20 protein-coding genes and 1 pseudogene are annotated in these 24,033 nt (G+C 42.3%); 4 read left to right on the top strand and 17 right to left on the bottom strand.

Translation table 11 applies throughout. The annotated features are described in order from the left end of the window. Positions 1-109 precede the first annotated feature (109 nt). From RMY00_RS31725 to gvpN, 12 genes are all read right to left on the bottom strand, one after another. Positions 110-5,356 carry a GAF domain-containing protein gene (locus RMY00_RS31725; RefSeq protein WP_322651338.1) on the bottom strand — a complete coding sequence of 1,749 codons (5,247 nt, stop codon included), beginning with the start codon at positions 5,354-5,356 and terminating at the stop codon, positions 110-112. A gap of 176 nt (positions 5,357-5,532) precedes the next feature. Beyond that, positions 5,533-6,066, bottom strand: a complete 534-nt coding sequence (locus RMY00_RS31720; RefSeq protein WP_322651337.1) for a chemotaxis protein CheW — start codon at positions 6,064-6,066, stop codon at positions 5,533-5,535. 14 nt (positions 6,067-6,080) lie between these two features. Continuing rightward, positions 6,081-6,443 (bottom strand): response regulator transcription factor, encoded by a 363-nt coding sequence (locus RMY00_RS31715; RefSeq protein ID WP_322651336.1) that lies wholly within the window; start codon positions 6,441-6,443, stop codon positions 6,081-6,083. Between the two features lie 145 nt (positions 6,444-6,588). After that, on the bottom strand, positions 6,589-7,920 hold the full coding sequence (locus RMY00_RS31710) for a response regulator (RefSeq protein WP_322651335.1): 1,332 nt from the start codon (positions 7,918-7,920) through the stop codon (positions 6,589-6,591). 224 nt (positions 7,921-8,144) lie between these two features. Further along, positions 8,145-8,852 (bottom strand): gas vesicle protein GvpC, encoded by a 708-nt coding sequence (locus RMY00_RS31705; RefSeq protein ID WP_322651334.1) that lies wholly within the window; start codon positions 8,850-8,852, stop codon positions 8,145-8,147. Positions 8,853-8,927: 75 nt separating this feature from the next. Next, positions 8,928-9,149: a gas vesicle structural protein GvpA gene (gene gvpA / locus RMY00_RS31700; RefSeq protein WP_163931998.1), complete on the bottom strand. Its 222-nt coding sequence runs from the start codon at positions 9,147-9,149 to the stop codon at positions 8,928-8,930. A 201-nt stretch (positions 9,150-9,350) separates the two neighbouring features. Then, the gene (locus RMY00_RS31695) at positions 9,351-10,040 is read right to left on the bottom strand and encodes a GvpL/GvpF family gas vesicle protein (RefSeq protein ID WP_322651333.1); all 690 of its coding nucleotides are present in this window, start codon (positions 10,038-10,040) and stop codon (positions 9,351-9,353) included. A gap of 117 nt (positions 10,041-10,157) precedes the next feature. Further along, positions 10,158-11,981, bottom strand: a complete 1,824-nt coding sequence (locus RMY00_RS31690; RefSeq protein WP_322651332.1) for an AAA family ATPase — start codon at positions 11,979-11,981, stop codon at positions 10,158-10,160. Positions 11,982-12,333: 352 nt separating this feature from the next. Beyond that, a complete protein-coding gene (locus tag RMY00_RS31685; protein ID WP_322651331.1) occupies positions 12,334-13,083 on the bottom strand; it encodes a GvpL/GvpF family gas vesicle protein in 750 nt (249 codons plus the stop codon). A 36-nt stretch (positions 13,084-13,119) separates the two neighbouring features. Continuing rightward, on the bottom strand, positions 13,120-13,554 hold the full coding sequence (locus RMY00_RS31680) for a gas vesicle protein K (protein WP_322651330.1): 435 nt from the start codon (positions 13,552-13,554) through the stop codon (positions 13,120-13,122). Beyond that, positions 13,541-13,891, bottom strand: a complete 351-nt coding sequence (locus RMY00_RS31675; protein ID WP_322651329.1) for a gas vesicle protein — start codon at positions 13,889-13,891, stop codon at positions 13,541-13,543. Before RMY00_RS31675 ends, RMY00_RS31680 begins: the two co-directional genes overlap by 14 nt. Beyond that, positions 13,888-15,060 carry a gas vesicle protein GvpN gene (gene gvpN, locus RMY00_RS31670; RefSeq protein WP_322651328.1) on the bottom strand — a complete coding sequence of 391 codons (1,173 nt, stop codon included), beginning with the start codon at positions 15,058-15,060 and terminating at the stop codon, positions 13,888-13,890. The genes RMY00_RS31675 and gvpN overlap by 4 nt, the downstream gene beginning before the upstream one ends. Positions 15,061-15,271: 211 nt before the next feature. Between gvpN and RMY00_RS31665 the strand changes: the two genes are divergently transcribed. Then, complete coding sequence (locus RMY00_RS31665; protein WP_322651327.1) at positions 15,272-15,523, top strand: gas vesicle protein GvpG; 252 nt, start codon at positions 15,272-15,274, stop codon at positions 15,521-15,523. Between the two features lie 412 nt (positions 15,524-15,935). Here RMY00_RS31665 and RMY00_RS31660 read toward each other — a convergent pair whose 3' ends face one another. Further along, a complete protein-coding gene (locus RMY00_RS31660; RefSeq protein WP_322651326.1) occupies positions 15,936-16,169 on the bottom strand; it encodes a hypothetical protein in 234 nt (77 codons plus the stop codon). 473 nt (positions 16,170-16,642) lie between these two features. On the opposite strand from RMY00_RS31660, the gene RMY00_RS31655 reads away from it, so the two are divergent. Beyond that, complete coding sequence (locus RMY00_RS31655; RefSeq protein WP_322651325.1) at positions 16,643-16,795, top strand: hypothetical protein; 153 nt, start codon at positions 16,643-16,645, stop codon at positions 16,793-16,795. A gap of 23 nt (positions 16,796-16,818) precedes the next feature. Here the strand turns inward: RMY00_RS31655 and RMY00_RS31650 are convergent, their stop codons facing one another. Beyond that, positions 16,819-17,103, bottom strand: a complete 285-nt coding sequence (locus tag RMY00_RS31650; RefSeq protein WP_322651324.1) for a hypothetical protein — start codon at positions 17,101-17,103, stop codon at positions 16,819-16,821. A 45-nt stretch (positions 17,104-17,148) separates the two neighbouring features. Next, positions 17,149-19,032, bottom strand: a complete 1,884-nt coding sequence (locus tag RMY00_RS31645; RefSeq protein ID WP_322651323.1) for an ArsA family ATPase — start codon at positions 19,030-19,032, stop codon at positions 17,149-17,151. Between the two features lie 322 nt (positions 19,033-19,354). On the opposite strand from RMY00_RS31645, the gene RMY00_RS31640 reads away from it, so the two are divergent. Next, positions 19,355-22,597: a WD40 repeat domain-containing protein gene (locus RMY00_RS31640; RefSeq protein ID WP_322651322.1), complete on the top strand. Its 3,243-nt coding sequence runs from the start codon at positions 19,355-19,357 to the stop codon at positions 22,595-22,597. Between the two features lie 260 nt (positions 22,598-22,857). Here the strand turns inward: RMY00_RS31640 and RMY00_RS31635 are convergent. Both RMY00_RS31635 and RMY00_RS31630 read right to left on the bottom strand, forming a co-directional pair. Then, positions 22,858-23,173, bottom strand: a pseudogene (locus RMY00_RS31635) (transposase); the annotation flags it as partial. 108 nt (positions 23,174-23,281) lie between these two features. Continuing rightward, positions 23,282-23,422, bottom strand: coding sequence for a hypothetical protein (locus RMY00_RS31630; RefSeq protein ID WP_322651321.1), 141 nt, complete (start codon positions 23,420-23,422; stop codon positions 23,282-23,284). A gap of 265 nt (positions 23,423-23,687) precedes the next feature. On the opposite strand from RMY00_RS31630, the gene RMY00_RS31625 reads away from it, so the two are divergent. Beyond that, positions 23,688-23,828, top strand: coding sequence for a microviridin/marinostatin family tricyclic proteinase inhibitor (locus RMY00_RS31625; protein ID WP_322651320.1), 141 nt, complete (start codon positions 23,688-23,690; stop codon positions 23,826-23,828). The last annotated feature ends 205 nt before the right edge of the window (positions 23,829-24,033 follow it).

The following is a 24,033-nucleotide window of genomic DNA, read 5'->3' as shown; positions in this document are numbered from 1 at the left end:
GTTTTTGTACAAATTTTTTCCCCTCCGCCCCTCCGCCCCTCCGCCCCTCTGCCCCTCTGCCCCTCTGCCCCATGCCTTATCCTGAGAATAAATATTCACCACGACCTACTTAGTCAACTTTAAACTGGCTAACGCTGGTTTCCAGTTGTTGTGAAGTCATCCGTAGTTCCTCAAAAGACTCGGAAATGTGGATGGCACTTTCTGAAGTCTTGCGGGCGATCGCCGAAACATCCATCATCGCCTCTGTCAACATCTGAGATTGCTGACTTTGATGGGAAACTGCTTGGGTAATTCCTTGTACCAGTCCACCAATTTCGTTGGTAGCTACCACGATCGCACTCAGGGAATGACGAGTCTCATCGATCAAGTTCGAGCCTTGGACAACTTGGGTAATCCCCACTTCCATTGCTTCAGTAACTTCGTTGGTGCCAGTTTGAATTTCTTGCACGAGTCGCTCAATTTCTGTGGTGGCACTAGCCGACTGATAAGCCAAGGAACGAACTTCATCTGCAACCACCGCAAAGCCTTTGCCATACTCTCCAGCACGGGTAGCCTCGATCGCAGCATTGAGAGCCAGCAAATTAGTTTGAGTGGCAAAATTTTCAATCAGACTCACTACTTTCGAGATTTTCTGAGAAGCTTCACCGAGGCGTTTAATCTTCTTCGCTGTTTCCGACACGGTTTCCCGAATCTCCAAAATGCCATCTACGGTTCTTTCCATCAGGGAATCACCAGCTTGGACGGTGTTATTAGCTCTTTGCACCGCCTGTCCAACTTTTTGAGCATCAGCAGCGACTACCTGGGTGGAAGTTACCATCATTTGTAATTGTTCCAAAGCGTTTTCCAGCCGTTCTGCCTGCTGTTGAGCTTGGTCAGATAGTTTTACTACTGAGGTAGTGTTATTGCTGGAATTTTCACTCACCTTGCCAGCAGCAATCTGCACTTGTCGCACTAAATCTCGCAAACTTTGGATTGTAGTATTGTAACCATCGGCGATCGTGCCAATTTCATCTTCAGATAGGGGCGCTCGAACAGTGAGATCGCCTCTGAAGGATGGTTCCAAAGCCATGAGAACGCGCATTGCTCCTTGTTGGAGTTTTTCGCGGGCGGTGCGTTCACGCTCTGCTGCTTCTGCTAGTTGCTGCTCTTGGCTACGCACCTGTGTTAGGTAATCTGCAAGATTGAGGGCAAGACCAATCTGGACACTGGCTTGGTTGAGAACATCCTCCTCGGATTGCTCCCACTGGCGCGGTGCGCTATTTTGATAAACTCCCATCAACCCCCAGAGCCGATTTTCTTGAAAAATCGGAGAAATCATGTAGGCTTTAGTTCCCCACATCTCTAACAATTGGATGTGACATTCGTCATGACCGACACTATATATATTGTCAACCCGCAAACTTTCCTTGCGGACATAACGCCCTCCTTGGTTGTACTGGAGATAGGTATCTCTAACTCTGGCCAGGCTAGTGCCCACAAGCTTAGGCCAATCTCCAGTCACAGACTCAACTACAAATTCTCCAGACCAATCAGGCTCAAAACGGTAAACTCCAACTCGATCTACTTTGAGCAGTTGACGAAGTTCGTGGGTGGCAAACTGGACAAATTCCAGAACATTACTATGACTTTGGGCCATCTCTGTTAACCGACTTGGCAGGCGATAAGAAAATCGGGCGTTTGCTACTTCCCGTTCTGCCAGTTTGATCAGTTCCTCATTCTTGGTTAAGGTTTGTTGTAAGTATTGCGATTGCTGAACGGCAACTCCAAACTGCGTGCCGATTTTCGTTACCAAGTTGACTTCATTATCTTGCCATTGCCGCGGCCCGCTATTTTGGTATGCTCCTAACAAACCCCAGAGCTTGTTTCCGGCAATAATCGGGGTGATGATATAGGCTCTAATCTGGAATTGCTCTAGAATTTTCAAGTGGCACTGGGCATGACCAGCAGTGTAAATGTCATTTATCACAAACGTCTCGTTGTTGCGATAACGTCCACCTTGAGTTTGTTGTAGGTGTTCGTCTTCCCATACAGTCCTGATATCCGGGCCAACCAAAGCAACCCATTCGCGACTTACGGATTCGGCAATAAACTCCCCACCCCAATCTGGATTGAAGCGATACACGGCTAGCCGATCGCATTCCAAATGCGATCGCAATTCTGGTAGGGCATTGCGGAAAATCGTATCTAGCTCTTGAACTTGGCGGATTTTTTCTGAAAGCCGTGTCAATGCTCGTTGCCCTTCCGCGGCTCTGGCTAACTCTGCATTCTTCTTCTTGAGCTGTTCGATATACTTAACCTGTTGCAAGCCTATACCCATTTGCACTGCTACTTTTCGCAACAGTTGCACATCCTTGGATTTCCACTCGCGAGGGCCAGTATTTTGGTATGCTCCTAAAAAGCCCCAGAGTTTGTTTCCAATAAAGATCGGAGCGATCGCGTAAGCTTTGGCCTGGATTTTTTCTAATATCTCTAGGTAGCACTGAACGTGACCGACAGTGTAAATATCATTGACAACAAAGGTTTCATGATTGCGATAGCGTCCGCCCTGAGTTTCTTGTAAGTGATCGTCCATCCACATCGTTTTGATGTCGGAACTAGCCAAAGACAGCCATTGATCTTTTACGGATTCAGCAATAAATTCCACACTCCAGTCGGGATGAAAGCAAAATACTGCTAGGCGATCGCACTGTAATTGTTTGCGTAAACTTGGCAGCACATTTAGGAAAATTGTATCTGCCTCTTGAGCTTGGCGAATTTTTTCCACCATCCCTGTCAGCACCTGTTCTTCTTCTGCTGCCCGCGCCAATTCTGCATTCTTCGTTTTCAGTTCTCCGATGTACTCGGCTTGCTGCACGCTTAACCCCAACTGAATGCCCAATTTGGTCAGCAATCGCACCTCTTCGGAATTCCACTGGCGCGGGCCGCTATTTTGGTAAGCTCCTAATAAACCCCAAAGTTTGTTTCCAGCAAAAATAGGGGCGATGGTGTAGGCTTTAGCCTGGAACTGCTCTAACAGGTCGATGTGGCACTGGGCATGGCCAACAGTATAAATATTATTGACGGCAAAAGTTTCATTGTTGCGATAGCGCCCGCCTTCGGTTTGCTGTAGGTGTTCGTCTTCCCATACGGTCTTGATATCGGAACCAACCAAAGGCACCCAGTCACTTCCTACAGATTCAGCAATAAATTCACCGCTCCAGTCAGAGTTGAAGCGATATATTGCTAGGCGATCGCATTTGAACAACTGCCGCAATTCTGCCAAGGTAGTGCGGTAAATCGTTTCTGGCTGTTGGGAATTACGCATTCTATCCGCCATTCGCGCAATGGCGTTTTCTACTTCAGCTACTTGTGTCATTTCGATATTTTTTAATCGTAGCTGTTCGATATATTCAGCTTGCTGGAGGGCAATGCTCAATGGTTCGCTGATCTGCAACAAAGCACCGGTCTCTTCCTCAGTCCATTTCCGAACATCAGAATTCTGATAGGCTGCTAACAAACCCCAAAGATTACCAGCGCGGAAGATGGGAACGATGATGTATGCTTTGGCTTGGAACTTCTCTAATGCTTCTAAATAGCAAGGTGAAAAACCAGCAGCAGAAATATCGTTGACTTTACGAAAGCGCGTTCCTTTGGCATACATTCCACCCTGCGTTTCCTTGAGATAGGTATCGGCATCGGGTTTAACAGGGGAGCCATAATCCTTAACATGGCAACGTTCTGAAGATATCAGACCTGTTTTAATAATGCCGTCTTGTTCCTGCATCTCCACCAGTGACGACCAACCAGCAGCCATAGATTCAGCGATCACTTCTCCACTCCAGTCTGGATGAAATTGATAAACGACAACGCGATCGCATTTTAAAAATCGCCGCAACTCTTGAGTTGTAATGCGGAAAAGGGTGCGAAGATCCGTTGCTTGCCCAATCTTTTCAATGATGCCGAAAACAGTACGTTCTCGTTCAACAAGTTTGGCTGACTCCTCAGAGCGATTATAAAGTTGTTGCTGATATTGCACCTGTTGAATAGCAATACTAGACAGAGATGCAACCTGCACCATTAGTCGAACTTCACTATCTTTCCACTGACGAGCCTGAGAATTTTGATAGGCAGCGAGCAAGCCCCACAACTTTTCTCCCTGGAAGATGGCAACAATAATGTATCCTTTGGCTTGATAGGTTTCTAAAATCTTGATATAGCAGTCAGAAAAACCAGCACTGTAGATATCATTAGTGACTCGATAAATCTGTCCGCGATGGAAATTTTTGCCTTGGGTGTGCTGAATGTAGCTATCTACATTGTGCGATCGCCCTGTTGTGCCGGCCAATCCTCCTTCGTCTGCAAAGTTCCTAACACTGCAATAGTTAACGTTATTGACAATTGCCGGGTTGTTTCGCTGTTCTTCTAATAGAGAAACCCACTCAGATCCAGCAGATTCAGCGACAAATTCCCCACTCCAATCTGGCTGGAAACGATAAATTGCGACGCGATCGCATTTTAATGACTGTCGCACTTCTTGTGTGGCAACGCGAAAGATGGTATCCAAATCTTTGGACTGGAGAATTTTATTCGCTACACCGACAAGGATTTGGTCTTTTTCTACTTCTTGTTGCAACGTAGCCTGAATCACGGCAACTTGCAGTTGCGCTTCTAATTCCTGCTCGATTAATTTTAGTAACCGAATTTCAGCATTTTGCCACTGGCGAGCAGCAGTGCATTGCTGCACTACCAACAAACCCCAAATCTCATCTTTTACTAAGATCGGCAAACTCACACAAGCTCTTACCTGAAACCGATCCACGAGCTGCTTTTGGTAAGGGGACAAACCAGTAGTGTAAGTATCCGCGATCGCGACTAATTTTTCTTGTTGGTAAAGCTTGGCAGAACCTAACCCAAAAGTGACGGCGGGTAGTTTTTCCTTCAGCATTGGGGTAAACCCATCCCTCATCGCCTCCGCAGCAACTATCCCCAGCGTCGGATTTGTAAACTTATACAGCACCACGCGATCAGATTGCAGTGCGCTTTGTACCTCTATCACAGCAGTAGCGAGCAAGGTATCTAGATCGGAAAATTGGCGGATTTTGCTAGCGATCGCCTGTACTTGCTCTACCTCTAATCCATCTCCTCCGGTTTGATATGGCAACACACTTAGCAGTTCTTTTAACTTGCGGATTCTCTCTCGCAATGGCCCTGTTTCCACCCAATCAGCTTGATCCAGTTCAGTTCGCAATTCTTCTAGAGCAGAGGTGATTTGCTGTTTTGCTGGTACATCAACGGTATGCCCGTTATCGGTTTCCTTATAACCGTTGGTGGAATTTGAACGAGGTTGGCTGGGTGTAAGATTTTGTTGCGTTACCATAATCTTTCTTGCTGTGAAGGTTGTCGGAGTTAATAAGTAGAATGCAGAGTAAACTTCTTGCAGAAGTCGGGAAAAGGGTAAGGGGGAAAGGGTAAAGGGATAAGAAAAAACCCTTGCCCTTTTACCTTTACCCTTTCCCCCAAGAGTGCAAAACTATTTTCAAGGCAGGTCTAGTGTTAAAGAGGCTGGAGAGCTTGAATCACAACATGGGTGTCAAGTAACATCAAAGGGCTACCTTGAGAATCCACAAAGTAACCCTGCAAGAACGAGCCTAGTTGGGCAGGTAACATTGATGTCGAAATCGCTAACCGCTCTTGGGGATCATGAACTTCAATGGTATTGACTTGCTCTACCAACAGCCCGACGGTTTGATTCTGGACTTGAACAAGCATCGCCATGCCAGAGTTACGCACACTTTCTCGCCGACACCAGTGTGTTGCTCCCAACAAACCTGCTAAATCAAGAATCCAGATCGCTTCTCCACGCCAATTCATTATGCCTAACAAGAATTCTGCTACCTGCGGTACTGGCAAAATCTCGGTCAGCGCAACTTGAATTACTCCTCGCAAATCAGCTAATGGGAGTAACCCATTTACCTTTCCATTCAACGGAAATCTTAAAAACCTCTGGTTGTTTCCTTGAGGAGAGTTTTCAAGTCGAAATTGGCTATTTATGGGTAGCTCTCTAAAGCTATCATTACCCTGTACCATTGCCCTAGTTTCCTTTAGCGAATAAATTTATTAACAGTCTGGAGCAAGGTATTTTCATCTACAGGTTTAACTAAATAGCCATCGGCACCACTCATATTGCCCCAAGTTCTATCAACATCTGTGTTTTTAGTTGAGCAAATTACTACCGGGATTGCTTTTGTTGTCGGATCGGCTTTCAACTTGCGGCAGAACTCAAATCCACTTTGGCCCGGCAAAATCAAATCTAGTAAGATCAAGTCAGGTTTTTGTTGTTTCAACCTGAGTTGAGCCTCTTCACCACTGCGAACTTCATAAACTGAATATCCTCCTTGCTCTAGGTAACGTGTCATCTTTTCGGATTCTGTAAGGCTATCTTCAACTAAAAGAACTTTTTTCATTTTTTCCTAACTATTTAATCCAGAATTTGAAAAATAATGGTGACAAATAAATTAACACCAACCGAGATATAGAAAGCAATTTCCAATGCAAAATCTGTTTTGAAAATGGATGTAGGGGAGCCACTGTCATAACTACCACTTAAACCTAAACACTTAAATATTTGTGAAGCACATTGAGTACTTTGTCTGCTTCTACAGGTTTACCCAAAAAGTCAGTTGCTCCTACTAATTTTGCTCGCATCCGATCTACTATTCCATCTTTCCCCGTTAAGATGACAACCGGTACATCTTTAAGACTTGGAGTTTTACGGATTTGAGAACAAATTTCATAACCATTTACTTTTGGCATCAATAGATCCAAAAAAATAAAGTCAGGCTTGCTTTTAATTAGGTTTAAAACTGCCGTCAAGGACTCTTGAATGCCCACAAAGCGATAACCTTGATGGGTAAGAATTTCCTCCAAACTGCGACAGATCATCGGACTATCATCCACACAGGCTACTAAAGGTCTTGAGACATCAATAATTGCTTTACTAGTCGCTGGGGGGGCAACTTGTAAAATAGTCTTCTGTTCTGTCTTCAGTAAATAATTAGAGTTATTAACTGCACTGGATGGACTGACAATTTCTTTGTCAGTCACTGGTGGGGCAACTTTATTAAAATTGGGAGCAACTTGTAAAACAGTGTCCTCTTCTGTCTTTAGTGAAGAATTGGAATGATTAACTGCACTGAATGGGTTGCCAGTTTCCTGACTAATACCAATCTGCCTGAGCCTTGGGGTAGGTGAAAAAGCGATCGCTCCTGTTTTTACCAATGGCATCAATAACCGAGTCAAAGCTAAAACATCCCGACCGCTTTTTTGCCCTAGACCTCGTAAAGTTTTTGTTCCATCAACTAGAGCAATAATCTGTTTAGAGGATGCTTGTCCTTGGAGTACCTCAATTTGTTGAATTATCGGAAATAAATTGGGCGAGTAGCTTGCCAGTCCTGCATCTCGCCATTCTTGCCAAGCTTGTGTAGCCCGTTTCAAAACTTCCTCTGTTGGTATTACAGCTAGGAGAACCCCAGGAACTTCACCAACAACGGTAGTATGTGACAACTGCCCTGCTGGATTGTCACCATTTCTTTTGGCTTCAACGTACTGCATTATATCAAACAGGACTTCAGCTATTGAGCTTGCAATCAGGCTCACAAGTTGTTGTTGTTCGATTAATTTTTGTTCTCGCAACTTAGCAAGAATGGAATACTTGCGATAATTTTCTTGGGCAGAAACAAGCTGCTCCAACTGTGTCACATCCACATTAGAACAGTACCGCAACAAGTGTCGTCGCCATCGCTCATCGGCATTAGAACCGCCAGCCTGCCAAATTAATCTTCCTAAACGAAAATATAGCGTCCAAGTCGGCCCATCTCTTGCTTCAAGATTCAGCCTGCCTGTAAATAATTTAGTTTGAAGTTGGTTGATCAATTGATTCACAATGGATCGCACCTCCTTATATATCTAGAGTTTTGCATTTACATTAAAATTGCTCAAACAATCCAGCTTACTAACTTCATCGCGCGATTGCCAATAGCACAGTTCAAAACCTTGATTGAGCTATCCTAGCTTTAATGCTTATCGATTTTGTACTCTGCTGCTTAAGGCGACAGACACAAGCGATCGCATTCTCCTAGTCTGCAAATACAATAAATGAGCTTGAATTAAGTCTGTCTAGAAATTGCTTGTTGCCGAATAAAGTATTGGCGATCGCGTTGTTCTAGTAGCCCTTGCTTGATCAAGGAGCGTAGAATATCTATCGTTTGTACCCGGCTTAAGCCTATCACCTCTTCAATTTCTATCAGAGTAGCTCCTTCAGCTTGCTGAATGTATTGCTGCACTTTAGATTTAGCAGTATCTGCATTCAAGGCAGGCACTTTCTTAGTCATCGTGTTGGCGGAAGGACGAAAACCAGTGGCTTTAATTGCAGAACGAGAGATTGACCATTTGGGAACTGTTACAACTGATTTCTCTTCTTTAGCAGGAGTCGGGGGAACTGGTTGTTCGGGACTGTAATCGCCCCAAACACTGTTATGTAAGATTGACCGGAAATTTTGCAAGTTTTGGAATAATGCCTGAGCCTTTGCTGAACGCTGTTGGCGGTATTCTTGCTGGCGTTGCGAGACATCTGTTTTTATTTGCAATATTTCCAATTGCCGCTCTAGAATCTCTTGCTGAAATTGCTGCTGTTGTAACTTTCTGTTTTTGTCAAGGCTAGTAACAAAACTGCTTAATTCTTGATGAAGCAAATCTGCTTGCAGCTGCAATTCTTGTTGAGTTAGCTGTTTCCATTGGTTGACTTGTTGACGGCGTTCAGCAGTTATTTGCAATCGCTGCGATCGCTCTTGTTCCCATAAATTCTTGAGAGCCATCAGCTGAAATCTCCTATTTTGTTAACTAGAAATATTAAATAGGAGCCGTAAAGACTCCCTTTTTCTAATGTGGTGTTAAGCAGCAGATGGAACAGCAGCCTGAGATGTTAAACCAACTGCTTCGGCATATCTTAAGTAAGTTTCAACTGAAGCAATAACAATCCGAGCTTCTATTGATAGCAGTTCAATACCAACTAAAGAAACACGTACCCAAGCATCAACTACAATTCCTTTGTCCAAAATGCGGTCAATAACTTCAGCCAGACTTGAAGATGAGTTAACTTTTTCAACAGCCATTTTATTTTGCTCTCACTCTAATTATTGATTTCATCCTGCTCTGATTGAGCAGTAGGTAAAACTTACACAATGTGTTTTATTCTTCCTGGGTTTAGTGTTCCCAAAAATATAAGATAAATATAAGAAAATAAAAAAATTAAAGAAAAAATTAGATCGTCTTTATTTTTTCTGGGAAAGTTATAAATATTATTTTTTATGAATTTATATGAAAGTATTTTTTAGAAAATGATAGGGTGGCAGAGGTTCGCTGAGTGCCAATTGCCAGTGCGAGCATTGTACCTGCCAGAGGGAAAACTGCTGCGTACTGACCGTTGAATCGTTACGCTGTGCCAAAAAGTGGATTTGCCGCACATCTGACTGTCGAGTTTCACAGATAACATTTGTATATGTTTTGAGAATTAACTGGTTCAAGAGTTCCAACTGTTCGCATTGTTGTGCTTGAAATGCTTGCTGTGTTTGGTAGCGTTGTTTTTTAGCTAATAAATAGGCTTTTCCCTTAGCATCAATATTGTCAGAATCGTCAAGTAAAGAGCAGGGTATCATTTTTACAGTGTACTCAACTTTGTCTGCTAGCTGAGTTAGAGCTTCTAGATATTGCTCTTGGTGCTTTTCTAGATGATTCAGCAGTTTTTCTATAGAGGTAAAACCCCTCCCAAAGCGTAGGGGAAGAAGGGGAGTTTGTTGAAAAAGTTCTCGAATCACGCGATCGTGGTTTAATACAGCTTGAAGTAAACGCTCATCCGTTACCTGTATTCCCTCCATTGAGATTTCCGGCTCTACGATCGCACCTAAACTAGAAGAGTAAACTAGTTCAATATTCCTTTCCATCCCAAAGGGTAGAACAAGTGGTGATGTGGTGGGGGCTAGAAGAGCATAAGCGTATATTGACATAAATTAAGGATATTAATTAACAGACTATTGGTCTATCGTATTGATGGATTAGGGGTGTTCAGATCCCCGACTTCTTTAAGAAGTCGGGGATCTATAAGCCTTCAATGCGATGAATCACTATTCAGATTGATGCTGATTAGCAAGCATTTGGTATGTAACTTGGAAATCATCATTTGTAATCTGAATCAAGCTGGAGTCAGTCAATCCCTGAGCGCGGTATCGACGAATGGCGCTTAAAGCAGCTTGATTGCTCAACAAAGCCAAGTCTGCTCCATTCCACCCCTCGGTAACTGTCGCCCAAGTTTCTAAATCGACACAAACCAAGGGACGATCTAGATTGTGAACTTGTAAAATCGCTAATCGGCTGGCTCGATCTGGTAGAGCGATTTTGATTTGTAAGTCCAATCTTCCGGCTCTGAGCAAGGCAGGATCAAGTGTTTCTGGACGATTGGTTGCTCCTACTAAAAGTACTTTCGGGCATTCATGCAACCCATCCAGTTCGGTGAGCAGTTGACCGACAACGCGATCGCTAACTCCAGAATCACCAGTGAATCGTCCCCGTGCTGGTGCTAAGGTATCAATTTCATCTATAAACACAACGCAAGGAGCTGCTTGCCGAGCTTTGCGAAAGAGTTCTCGGACTGCCTGTTCTGCTGCTCCTACCCATCGGCTGAGTAATTCCGGGCCATTCACAGCAATAAAGTTGGCTCTAGCCTGGGAAGCGATCGCTTTTGCCAGTAATGTTTTTCCCGTTCCAGGTGGCCCCCACAACAGAATCCCACGGGGAGGCTTGGCTTTGGTTTGCTCGTATAGTTCGGGATAAAGGAGTGCGCCTTCAACAGATTCTTGAAGTTTTTGTTTCACATCATCCAAACCACCAATATCATCCCAACTTACACTAGGTACTTCAACTGCTACATCCCTGAGAACTGAGGGTTTTATCTCCTTAATTGCTTCGAGAAAATCCTGCTGCATGATAATCATGTTCTCAGGAACGGGACTGTTGAGCGAGGGGACTTGACGACGAAGGGCGATATAGGCTGCTTTTTGACAAAGAGCTTTGATATCGGCACCAACAAAACCAAGAGCCAAATCGGCGATCGCTCCTAAATTAATTGAAGTCTCCAAGGGCATGGCACTTGTCAGAATCGTCAGAATTTCCAATCGTCCATTGCGATCGGGAACCCGAAACTGAACTTCGCGATCGAAGCGTCCCGGACGACGAAGCGCCGGATCGAGATAATCGGGACGATTTGTTGCCGCTAATAGAATTACGCCCTCGGTTTTGGCAAACCCATCCATTAACCCAAGCAACTGCGCCACTAGTCTTTTTTCAACTTCACCTTCAACTTGGCTGCGATCTGGAGCAAGGCTGTCAATTTCATCAATAAATATCAAGCAGGGAGCAGAACGAGTTGCTTTCTCAAAAATACTTCGCAAACGAGCTTCTGCTTCGCCGTAATACTTGCTCATCACCTCTGGGCCATTGATGGCAATGTAGTTTAACTCTAACTCTTCTGCCAAAACGCGGGCTGTTAAAGTTTTTCCAGTACCGGGCGGGCCAACTAGCAAAACCCCACTCGGAGGCTCTAACCCTAATTTCACCAATAAATCTGGACGCTTAAGTGGAATTTCAACTAACTCTCTGATTTCTTGGAGAACATCAGCCAAGCCGCCGACATCTTGCCAAGAAGTTTTTGAGTTCGTCTTATCTGATGGGGGAGTGACATCAGTATCATCCATTGGTGTAGTGCCAACGGTGGAATTGGATCTGACTCGGCTGGAATTATTTGTTCTGGGAATATTACCTTGTCGGGGAATACTACTGAGATTATGAGAGCGAATTTGAATAGAAGTTTTTAACTCGCCTTTCTCTACTTTTTCTTCTAAAGCTTTGGCAATTTCTAATAAGTGTTCAAATCCTTTAAATATGTCGTCCATTGATTTTACTTAGAGGTTGTTTGAAAAGTATTTCACTGTGATTTTGGGTACTTTTAGATCCTCCCTTAATTCCCCCTCTTAATCCCCCCTTGTAAAGGGGGAAAACCGGAAAATCTAGTTCCCTCCCCTTTACAAGGGGAGGGTTAGGGAGGGGTAATTCAATGACTGGTAGTGATTCCATAACTTGTGCGTACACCGTAGCTTTACAAGGAAGATTTGGGGGGATCTAGAACGTTTTGCTATCGACAAGAGGACTTTTCAAACATCCTCTTAAATAAAAGGCAGAGAAAAATTTAATTTCCCAAAAAATTAAAAATTTAAATAATTTTTGATTTTCAATTTTTATTGCTATTTAGTTGGAAGTGGTTAATCGAAGACGAGCAAAGTTATACGGGGCAGTGAAATTGTTGTAACGAATTCGCAAACGGTCTTCAAATTGACGATCGAGTGCTTCAACGTGTTCGCTAAATTGTGATTCCGCTTCCCAAGGAATTAGGTAGGCTGAATTGTAAATCATTGTGTCCATTTGGGGAGTATTTTCTACTACTTCGATCGCAATGGAGTTGAGCGTGCTTTGAAATATATCTATGATGCCTTGCTTGCGATCGCTCATTCCCTGTTCGATGGCTTGCCCTATTTGGATTACCCGCTCCATACTCAGGGGTTGACCGACTAGTTTATCCCTTTCGGTTTTCAGATTTGGGTGTTCTGCCAATAATCCTTGAATTTCTGCCTCGGTATCCCAAAAAACTTTGACACTAACTTCTCGGCAACCCGATAACTTTGCAAGCAATTGCGTCAATTCTTCTTGATGAGGACGAATTAATTGCTGTGAAACCGTTTCCCAGCTTGAAACCAAAAGTCCAAATTGCACTGGCAGTAAATAGCGATCGCCTCCTTGCATGATCTCCTCAAGGACTTTTTCATGACTTAGCAGGTTACGACGGCTGGCCAAATAACGTTCTTGCTGTGCTTCCGAGTATATGACTGCAAAATCATCCAAAATTTTAATTTGTACAGGTTGCCGATCTAAGCCCTCTAAATTGAAATTTTGTGGAGCAGGCAAGGTCAAAATTCCATAAATGTAAAAGCCATAACTCATAAAAATGTCTTACCAAGAAGAATGTAGATAAAAAAGTTACAGGGGTTTAGAGGTGAGTACTAGTCTTAATTTGGCATGAACTAAGCTTAACTGAGCCAGTCCTAAGTCCAAGTCACCTTCAACCACAACACCCGTATTTAATAGGCGATCGAGGAGTTCTAAAATAGAGGGTTGACTAGAGGTTTCACCGGGGTAATATCCTCCAGATTGGGGAAGTAAATTTCCCATTTCACCCAAGTTAATATTTAGCTCGGCTGGGTCAATATCAAATATCTCGCAAAGCTGAACAACCTGTTGTTCAAGCTGTTGAAGGCTTTCGGCAGCTCGTTCTAGCTCAGAGTCGTTGAGGGTACCAGCATCCATTCGCCGAATCACCTGAGCTTCCATGAGTTGGCGTATCAGTTCAACAACCGTCAGTAACAATGGTGCTAAACCAGAATCGGAACCTTTTGATTTACTAATCGCCTGCATTCTGATGATTAATAGGATTGAGTGCTTTGAGCGATTGCAGTTCTGTTTCTAGACTAGCAAGACGCTCTTGAAGTTGTTGATTAGTTGCTAATAAGGTGCGAGTTTGACTATTAAGATAGGGATCACTCTCCCACCAGTTAATTCCAATCTCTTTGGCTTTATCAACAGAAGAAATCAACAAACGAATCCGAATGTTGAGCAGTTCTGTAGAGCCTACGGAAATAGAAATATCTCCTGCGATAACAATGCCTTTATCCAGAACCCGTTCTAGAATATCTGCCAAGGTAGAACCTTGAGTTGATGTGGTGATCACTCCTCGGTTAGTATTAGTACTCATTTTTTTATTAAATGACCAGAATCAAAAGCAACTGTCTGTGAGATGTTCGCTGGCTCGGCATTGCCCTGCATTTGTACTAATACTCCCTGCTCCCTGAGAGACTTGAGTACAGCCACAATTTGACTGCGATCGATCCCTAGTTCTACTGCCAATTCAGAGAAACGCCTTCCTGGAGAATTACACAGGTAGTTGTAGACTTCATGCTCGTAAGGTACTCGTTGTTCCAATACAATCTGATCTTGGTTGTTTGGTATTATCTCTGACGGCTGAGATTGAGTATTTGTACTATGACACAATTCACTTAAAACCTCTTCCAGTAACCGAGTTGCTTCCATGAGAGGTTGATTCGTGCGAGAAAGCAGGATATCGGCACAAATATCTTGGAAGTTAGGATCTCCAGGGTTTACAGAAATTTCGTGTTCGTTGCAGATTTTGGCAATCATCAGACAGGAACGCAATCCACCGCCCTGTCCAGAGCCAGATCGACTCCAAAACATCCGTACTACACGAACAATTACTTCTGCTTTCTCGGAATCTATGCCTGTTTTATGAACTACAATTTCCTGCTGAGTTAGTTCATCAGGTGGAGGCATATCAATGGTAATAACACGATCCATCAAAGCATCCTGAGTTGCATGAACTCCACAATACTCTTGAGGATTTGATGTTAAGATTGCCCGAAACTGAGGATGAACCCGGATATACTCGGCTCGATGTTGGTTTGTTGGTAATACTAACAACCTCTCCTCAAGTACGGAGAGTAAAACGTTATTTACCTCCGGCTGCGATCGATTGAATTCGTCGTAAACCAGCGTAAATCCTTCTTTACAAGCTAGGGTTAATCGTGCATCAACCCAGTGTTGTCGAAGTTCATCCTCAACTTTCACAACGCTGTGGATGAAATTATCAACAACCTTTTTGCGGGTATAACCTAATTGATTACCAATTAAGTCTGAGGTTTTAAACTCATCATCTCCAAATAAGAGGATGATAGGCTGGTTGAGCAAATCAGCTAGATGCATTGCCAGAGTAGTTTTTCCGACTCCGGCTGCACCACGTAAGTGTATTGAAAAACCTGACTGTAGATAGCGCAAAGCGCGTTGAGCGACCCGTTGAACAGCAGGTGTATTGACAAATCGCTGGGGAGATGCATTTAATACTGTTGTCAAGCTCTAAGTACCTCGTAAGTAATAATTTTATGTAAAAGTAATTTTTTGCACATCGGGAATATAAAATACAGATGTCAAGAAGCCTTAACTGGACTCAAATCCAACGCATTTTGGCATCAACATAAGACTAAGTAATGTTTTATATAATGTCATCAGCAAGATTACGGTCTTGTGAGACAGCCTTAACAAATCTACATAAGTGTAAATTAATATGGTTCTGCGCTTCTTACTATTACCGATTACTGGCCCATTAATGGGAGTAACGTGGCTTGGGGAAAAAATTTTAGAACAGGCCAATACTGAAATTGATGATAAAGAAAATCTCAGCAAGCAGCTTCTTACACTCCAACTTGCTTTTGATATGGGAGAACTTTCTGAAGAAGAGTTTGAAATTCAGGAAGAAGCTCTTTTATTAGCGATTCTGGAAGCAGAACAGCAGGAACGCGATCGGACACAAGAGTAATACCAATTCTCTAAAAGCCGGCTATAAATAGAACCGCCAAAATATACTGCCTGCGAGCAGCCTGGACAAGTTATGCTCAAGGCTATACCACATCATGCGGTAGCCAGTGGACTAAGCAAGCACTTAATAAAAGGCTAGCAGTGTAAAATTAAATATAAATAAATCAAAAAGAGAGGTAATACCCTCTCTTTTTAATGGTTATTCAATTTTGTAAGTTACTTACACATGAGCTATAAAGACCTAGCGTGGCAAAACTAGCTAGAGCAAAAACTTAAACCTAGTAAATTCGTTATTATTGAAAATTTTGGTTTACCTATTTACGCCTGTTTCAATCATTAAAAATCTACTCTAGCAAGTTTTACCGCTCTAGATAAAGACAACTTGATTTATTTTCTGCTATTACCTAAATTTGTTAGCGCAGAACTTTATCATCTCGAAACCTTGACCTCACCTTAGATTTTGGGCAAGCTTTCCGCTTTTGACCTAATGGTAGGACAAATAGAAAAGGAAGTGTAGAAACGTAGCGGCTGAATTTTAGAACAAGAACTGTTCTCTTAGGATAGTCATTTTGTGTAATGGTTGTATCCGTCCAGTTGTCTAGCCAGTCTCCATCTACATCTTTAACAAATTGGCGAATTCCATCCACGCCGTGGACTCTTCTAGAGTGTCTCAAAGCCCTAGCTCGTTGAAGAGCATCTCTAGCTCTCTAGCTCTGTCAACCCTTTGTTTTTCAAGACCTTTTTGAGTAGACATTACACTTTACTTGTCTATATTAATTAAAGGAACTGCAAAACATGAGGTTTTCTTTTTAGAAGTCCAGACTTTTTATTTGCTATCCAGCGTCTTACCTCATCCAACCTAGAAGCTAGTTTGGGGAAAATAGATTGACTTTCTTCAATTAGTTTATTTAAATCTGCCCTAATCTCATCCGGGTCTCTTTGCACGCTGAGTATATTTTTATATTTTTAAAACGACGAATCATCGTAACACGAGGGTGTGTTTCTATGATGGTCTTTTACTAAGTGCTTAACGTAGTTTTTAGTTCCTCAAGCATTCTGATTAATCAAGGTCAAATCGTTGTAGGCTATGGGTTACAGGGTCTAAGTCTAAAGTCTAGCAATGAAAATCAATCGGCATGGACGTGCTAAGGTTCTTACTCAACAAGAGATGCAGCTAATCTTCAGTCATGGTTTGGACAATGACCGCTATCAAACTTTGTTCGGTGTAATCTCTTCAGCGCTTGCCGAATTCGTGAATGCTGTACCCTGCTAACAGATTTTCTTGTGAAGAATTACTTAGTATTCCAATGTTATGGTGTTGAATTTTGGTTTATTGTCCTCCAAATCAGTATTTGCTTGCTGATGGGTAATGTCCTCTTCAGCAATGATTTGACCATTTAAAATAGCAAGACGCTGCTGAATCTGAGATTGGCGTGCTTCGAGTTTCTTTAGTTCCTGCTCTAAACGCTCTTTTTCCAACATCATTTTGTAAGCATTTAAGTAAACTCTTGCTTGAGAACGTTGAGGAGGCATTGAGCTAAGTTTGGCTTGAATTTGTCCACGTTTTGGAGTGCGGTGCATAATAAATTTATCTTTGGGTATGAAAGTATTTAGTCTAATTAGCCGTTAAAATAAACAGCCGGCTGCTGCTTGGATGCGTTCTGAAGGCTGAACTGAGCGAGGAAGCATTGGTAAGCGAACCATTGTCAAACCTGGAAAATTGCAATTAATGGTTGCTGTAGAAGTAAAGCGGTTGAGAACAAGGTAATTCTGGCTCACACCTATTTCTTGCAGAGATTTGAACAAGCGTTGTTGTTCGGCAAGTACACTAGCTTGGTTAAGCGTAACCCCAATGAACTCTGTTTGTTGTGGGTCTTTTAGCACTTTTTGGGCTTTAACTACGCGCTGTCGCAAAGTTCGTAAACGCCCCATAAACTCTGTACGACCAAGGACATTCTGATACTTAATCCAGAGTTTGAAAATCCAAGCTAGCCAGTCTGCTAGTGCAGTTGGCATTTCTAGAAAACGCAGAAGATGACCTGTAGGGGCAGTATCTAAAATAATCAAGTCTTCTTCTTGTTGCTCTAGCAATTCCATTACCGTTAACAGGGAAAGCATTTCATCAATCCCTGGTAAAGCTTGACCGACTATTTTGCGCCAAGCAACAGGAGCATAAGCCATTTTAATAGTTTCGCTTGTTTGGGTTTCGCCACTCATCATTTCGGCCAGTTCCCACAGGTAATCGGCTCTGAATTGATCGACAATGCGATCGCTATCTACTTCCTGACCTCGAAGATTAGCAGTTATTTGATATGGTTCGTGTCCTAAACTTAGACCAAAGGCATCACCCAAGGAGTGGGCTGGATCGATTGAAACCATGCGAATTTTGCGATCGGGATGTTGTTGAGCCATAGCCCAACCAATGGCAGCTGCTACTGTGGTCTTGCCTACTCCACCTTTACCGCCAATTAGTAACAGGCGACGGCCTTGGGTGAGAAAATCTCCAAAGCTAGGAGGAATTGTTTCCGGCCATTGAACTGGGAGTAGATCGATAGGAAATAGCGGTTCAAGCTGAGGAACATGGATTTGGTCGATAAGATGGCTGAGAGCTAAAATTCCTAAAGGCTCCTTATCTTGCTGTGGCACGATAAAAATCGGCTTTCCGTTAGCAAGATCCGTATACTGACCGATCAGTGGTTGTTGTTCTTGGTAACGATCTGGGTCAGTTGCACTGGCAAGGACTTGGTTGACAAACAATCCTCCCCAAGGAACCTGCATGGTTTGTAAGGCTTCTAGGAATCGTTTTGACTCCAACCAACTCATTGGTTCGGCGATCGCAATTAACAAACAAGCTGTATGCTTAGGATCTTGAAGCAGACGACGACCTTGCGACAGTTCAGCTTTCAGGGTATGCAAAAAATCGTCAGCGCGATCGGGTGTGTAACTTCTAGCAAAGGTCTTGCTAATATACTGATGCTTTTCTTGAAACAGTTCCAGAGAGTGGAGAAAAGTGTCTAAAAAGTCCATCAATCCAAACAAGTTGAGAGTATGACCGCTAGGAGCCATATCTACTACTACTCGATTTACCTGCTGCTCCTGAAAAAGGCGTTGGATTTCTAACAAGCCCATCAACTCGTCCAGTCCAGGCCAATTTAAATCCCAAACTGGAAGCAAATCTTCTCCTTCAACAAAACTACCCCGCTCCACTAACAGTTCTAACACCTGACCATAACGTTCTTTAAACTCTTGTAGCAGACGCTTTGCATCCAACGCCCTTACTAGTAGATTGGGTAGTTCTGCTATGGGACGAGGAATATTATCAACGCTAACTTGTAAGACATCTCCAAGAGAGTGAGCTGGATCGGTTGAGATTAAAAGAATTTGCTCATTGGCAAATTTCTGCGCCCAACGACATGCAAAGGTGCAGGAGATTGTCGTTTTTCCGACTCCACCTTTGCCGCTAAACATAGCAAGGTGTAGGTTATCAAAAAGTTCCATCCCGTTTGTCATTATCCGGCGTTTTAGGATAAAGTTACTACATATTTGTAAAAATTACTTAAGTAATTTTGCTGAATAAACCTATTTAAAACCGAATTTAGGGACTTTAGACCCTTTTGGCAGAGAGCAAGAATTGTATTTTCTTCCTCCTGCCTCCTACCTGGTTGGTGAGCGTACCCCTACGGGGAAGCAAGCTACGCGTAGCGTCTCGCAGAGAAGTCGAACCACTGCCTTTCTTCGGTAATGAATTTTGTTGAGTTACTTACAAAGATTAGCCAAGGAACTATAACTGAGTAAAGATTTAGCCAGAGATGTCCAAAGGTAAGGAGATAAGATGGTTAACAGTTCTGAATGCGATATAAATATTGGGTGTAATGTCCAATGTATTTCTGAATACGACTTTTTTTCTGATAGTAATTTTGAGGACATTCATTGCCGTCCACTCAAAACAGACTCTCCCTACTTAGGATTAAAAACTTTTGAAATTAAAGATAAAGACAAATTTTTTGGTCGGGATAAGTGGATTGCTAATCTGGGCGCTCGCTTAAAAAAAGATAATGTTCTGCTACTTTTAGGAGCATCACACAGTGGCAAATCATCATTAACTCGAGCAGGTTTAATTCCTTATTTAGGATCTCATAAAAATTCGTTAATTAATATAAGTTTTCACCCAGATGAAAATCCTTTTAAATCTCTTTATCAATGTCTTGCTGCTACTTATGGGAAAAAATCATCAATAACAAATATTGTTCGAGAAATAAGAGAAAATACCTTAATTAAAATTGTTACTTTATTAAAACAAGATTATCAGTGCGTTCTGATTTTTATTGACCAATTCGAAGAACTGTTTACAAAAGCTCAAAAACCAGAACGCGATAAATTTGTTGCTAGTCTCTTTCAACTGTTCGAGCAGCAAGATAACTCTGTCAAAATTATTTTAACAATGCGGTCTGATTTTTTGGATAAATTTAGTGAGTATCCCCAACTTGCAAATATCCATGATCGTTATAGTCGTATACTCACTAGAATGAGCGATGCAGAATTAAAGTTAGCGATCGCTGAACCTGCTGCTAGACATGGCGTTATCTTTGAACAAGGATTAGTTGAGCAAATTATTCATGATTTTCACCAACAAAATGATTATTTACCACTTCTGGCATACACCTTAGATATGCTGTGGAAAAGAGAAAATATTGCAAACAGGGTTCTGAAGACAAACACTTATAAAGAACTAAAAGAGCAAACTTTTGGTTCTTTAAGCGAACAAGCTAATCGATTTATTAATGCTAGTGTTGGACGGCACGATTGCCATTTGAGAGAAAAGGAACAAGAGATTCAAAAGTTAAACCTTGCACTGACTGAATTAAAACTGCGCGAGCAATCTGCCAGGGTCTTGAATTTACTTCCTGTCCAACCGCTAGAGGGTTTAGTGCTGGCAATTCAAACAATGGGTGAGAATCTAGAGAAATACCCAAACCAGCTTCTAGCTTCTGTTTTGGGAAGCTTAAAGGAAGCAATGAACACACCAACAGAGACGAATAGCTTGCGCGGACACGAGCAAGAGGTTAATTGTGTAGCCTTTAGTCCTGATGGCAAGTTTATTGCCAGTGGCAGTAGCGATTCTACCGTATGCTTGTGGAATATCATTGGCAATCCTACTGCTCAATTTTTGTGTGGACACGAGCAAGAGGTTAATTGTATAGCTTTTAACCCTGATGGCAAGTTTATTGTTAGTGGCAGTATTGACGGAATTTTGTGTTTATGGGATCTACAAGGTAATCTCATTACTCAACCGTGGCTGGGACATGAGGAAGGAGTTATTTCCGTCGCTTTTAGCCCAAATAGCGATTCTATTGTCAGTGTTGGTTTTGACGGAACGGTATGTTTGTGGGATTTACAAGGTAACACCATCGCTCAACCTTGGCGCGGACACAAGGAAGGAGTTATTTCCGTCGCTTTTAGCCCAAAAGACGATTCTATTATCATTGTTGGTTTTGACGGAACGGTGTGTTTGTGGGATTTACAAGGTAACACCATCACTCAACCCTGGCACAAAAATGAGGCAAAAATTATTTGTGCCGCCTTTAGCCCCGATCGCAAGTTTATTGTCAGTGGTAGCAGTGATTCTACAGTGCGGTTGTGGGACATCCAAGGTAATCCCATCGGTCAACCTTGGCACGGGCATGAAGGACATGTAAATTCTGTAGCGTTTAGCCCTGATGGTAAGTTTATTATTAGTGGTAGCTGCGATCGGACAATACGCTTGTGGAATATCAATGGCAACCCCATCACTCAACCTTGGCGGGGACATGAGGGACAGGTTAATTCCCTAGCCTTTAGCCCCGATGGCAAGTTTATTATTAGTGGTGGCGATAAAACTGTGCGTTTGTGGGAGCTACATCAAATACTACAAGATCGGGTCATCGGGCGATCGCAGCGCAAATATGAAAATTGGGTCAATTCTGTTGCCTTTAGCCCTGATGGTAAGTGGGTTGTCAGTGCCAGCAATGATTCTACAATCCGCTTGTGGGATAGCAACGGCAACCCTATTGGTCAACCTTGGCGCGGACATGAAAAAGAAGTTAATTCTGTTGCCTTTAGCCCTGATGGTAAGTGGATTGTCAGTGCCAGTAATGATTCTACAATCCGCTTGTGGGATAACAACGGCAATCCCACTGGTCAACCTTGGCGCGGACATGAAAAAGAAGTTAATTCTGTTGCCTTTAGCCTTGATGGTAAGTGGGTTGTCAGTGCCAGCAATGATTTTACAATCCGCTTGTGGGATAACAACGGCAACCCCATTGGTCAACCTTGGCGCGGACATGAAAAAGAAGTTAATTCTGTTGCCTTTAGCCCTGATGGTAAATGGGTCGTCAGTGCCAGCAATGATTCTACAATCCGCTTGTGGGATAGCAACGGCAACCCCATTGGTAAACCTTGGCGCGGACATGAAAAAGAAGTTAATTCTGTCGCCTTTAGCCCTGATGGTAAGTGGATTGTCAGTGCCAGCAATGATTCTACAATCCGCTTGTGGGATAGCAACGGCAACCCCATTGGTAAACCTTGGCGCGGACATGAAAAAGAAGTTAATTCTGTCGCCTTTAGCCCTGATGGTAAGTGGATTGTCAGTGCCAGCAATGATTCTACAATCCGCTTGTGGGATAGCAACGGCAACCCCATTGGTAAACCTTGGCGGGGGCATGAGTATTGGGTAAATTCTGCAGCTTTTAGCACTGATGGTAAACTGATTGCCAGCGCTAGTCTTGATGGAACAGTTCGCTTGTGGCAGTGTAGATGGCAAGAATGGTTGCAAGTTTGTTGCAACAGGTTACATTATCATCCCGTCTTTCAAAATCCTGAAAATGGCATTGATATAGAAATTGCCCACCAAACTTGTCAAAAATATGTATGGAATCCACAATGCCCTAAACAGTTGAACAACCAAGTAGAGCTAAAAGAGAAAGCTTTTTCAGTAGCTTTAGAGGACTTTAAGCAAGCAGTTAAACTTAATTTCACATCGCACTGGAAACATCACCTTGCTTGGCAATTAGTACCTACAGAGAACCAACATCAGTGAGAGGTTAATCCCTCTTTTGTTACTTCAGGGAGAGAAAAAATAGTCAGAAATTCAGGTGGCGATGGGGAAACTGATTGGAGAAGCACGAAATTCATTCATGAAACCAATTAATTTCAAAAAGCAACGTTTCATGCCAGGAATGTTAAAGACTGTGAGCCAAGGTTGAATCAAACAGTAAAAAATATATGGTTGAATAATCAATCTTAGGTTATTTAAGGCACTCTTCCATGTAGTGCCGGATTCCCAGTAAGGATGTTTGCTATCCCATAAGCATTTACTGATACTATTCCATTCTCTGTCTTGCCTAAATTTCCAATATATTGACGAGTTACATAATCTGTTGTTTTTCCCTTTTTCTTGTCTCCTGTTTCGTCAATACATAAAATTATTTCTCTTTCTCCAATCAATATTTTTGTTAGCTACAGCCTGATTTCTTTTAACTTTTTGACATCCCACAGTGCATCTCTGGTAAAAATGATGTAGTGATTGACCGTCTTTTAATCCTGATATTTTCGCTATCTCTGGTAGCGATTTATTCCGTATTTCTGAGAGCATTCCCAAGTGTAAATATTTGAATAGTTAAGTGAAGCAATGATTTATGGCTCATTGATTCGTTTGATGGTCAAGCGAATGGTATCTTAAGCTTTTGTTTACGAATCAGCTCTAAGAGTAGACAATGATAACTCAGCATCTACAAACTTCATCGCCTTGATTCGCCTTCGGATAATCTGTTCTATGCCGCAGCATCTGAGCATTAATAGGGTAAGGCAAACCAGCTAATTCACCAGCCGACTCAACAATGGCGATGATCGTATCATGTGCCAACGGGGCAAGTTGAAAAGACTGGAAAATATAGGAACTAACAGGATAATTTAATCAAATAAAATTGCGACATTTTGATATTGATTACTTAATCTTGATAAAGAATTAATAAACTTATCTTATATATTTGCTTAATTTACCTAAATTTCTTAACTTTCCTAAATTCTTAGAATGATTACTTCTTAACTGTCTTAACTAATCTTGAAAATATATTTAATTACTGATATATCTGTAGTTGGAAAAATAATTTCCTTTAAGGAAAACTCTTATGCATAAGAACACAGTCAAAACAGTGGATGTTGGAGCGTTACCATTTTTTGCGCGTTTCTTGTCAGAGCAAGCTACTGAAGGTGAAGGAACAGATGTTCCTTGGACTTACAAGTTTCCTTCAGATTTAGAAGATAAATAACTTAGTCTTATACATCTGAAAGTATTTTTCTAATCGGGAAAATATCTTGTAATTGGATCCACCATCATACATTTAACAGAGTAGCAGTTATCAAATAACTGAAAAATACTCATACAAACGCGATGGCGCAGAGCACCCGCCGTAGGCGATAGACAACGAAAGTATTCCTCTAGTCATCAAAGAAATTGAGGCTAGAGGAGAAAAA

It is taken from the genome of Nostoc sp. ChiVER01 (genome assembly GCF_034531155.1).
Lineage (GTDB): Bacteria > Cyanobacteriota > Cyanobacteriia > Cyanobacteriales > Nostocaceae > Nostoc.
The sequence above is the reverse complement of the archived record's forward strand: the minus strand, read 5'-3'. Positions and strand labels throughout refer to the sequence as shown.